Origin of the sequence: Amycolatopsis sp. SID8362 (genome assembly GCF_010550475.1) — a bacterium.
Lineage (GTDB): Bacteria > Actinomycetota > Actinomycetes > Mycobacteriales > Pseudonocardiaceae > Amycolatopsis > Amycolatopsis eburnea.
This window is the reverse complement of the sequence record NZ_JAAGNB010001454.1, coordinates 1-453: the sequence shown is the minus strand read 5'-3', so window position 1 is coordinate 453 and position 453 is coordinate 1. Positions and strand designations below refer to the sequence as shown.

The window sequence follows — 453 nt, the reverse complement described above, 5'->3', positions numbered from 1 at the left end:
ACGCCGTGAGCACCCGGGGCTCCAGCTGGGCGGCGTCGGCCACCACCAGCTTCCAGTCCGGGTCCGCCCGGACGCACGTGCGCAGCACCTTCGGGATCTGCAGCGCCCCGCCGCCGCGGCTGGCCCAGCGCCCGGACACCACCCCGCCCACGACGTAGTGCGGGCGGAACCGCCCGCCGTCGACCCACTCCTCGAGCCACGCCCACCCGTTCGCCGTGAACAGCCGCGAGAGCTCCTTGTACTCCAGCAGCGGCCCGACGGCCGGGTGGTCGATCCCCTTCAGCAGGTACTTCCGCGCCGCCGGCACCTCGATCCCGGCCCGCGCCAGCGCGCGGACCACGCTCGGCGGCGAGTCCGGGTTCACCGGCCGCCCGCCGAACGCCTCGCTGATCTTCGCCGCCAGCTCCACCAGCGCCTTCGGCCGCTCGCCGGGGCGCACCCGCGGGCCGAGCC

1 pseudogene is annotated in these 453 nt (G+C 76.6%); it reads right to left on the bottom strand.

Annotated elements, in window-relative coordinates:
- Positions 1 to 453 (bottom strand): annotated as a pseudogene (locus G3I65_RS44505) (bifunctional 3'-5' exonuclease/DNA polymerase); the annotation flags it as partial.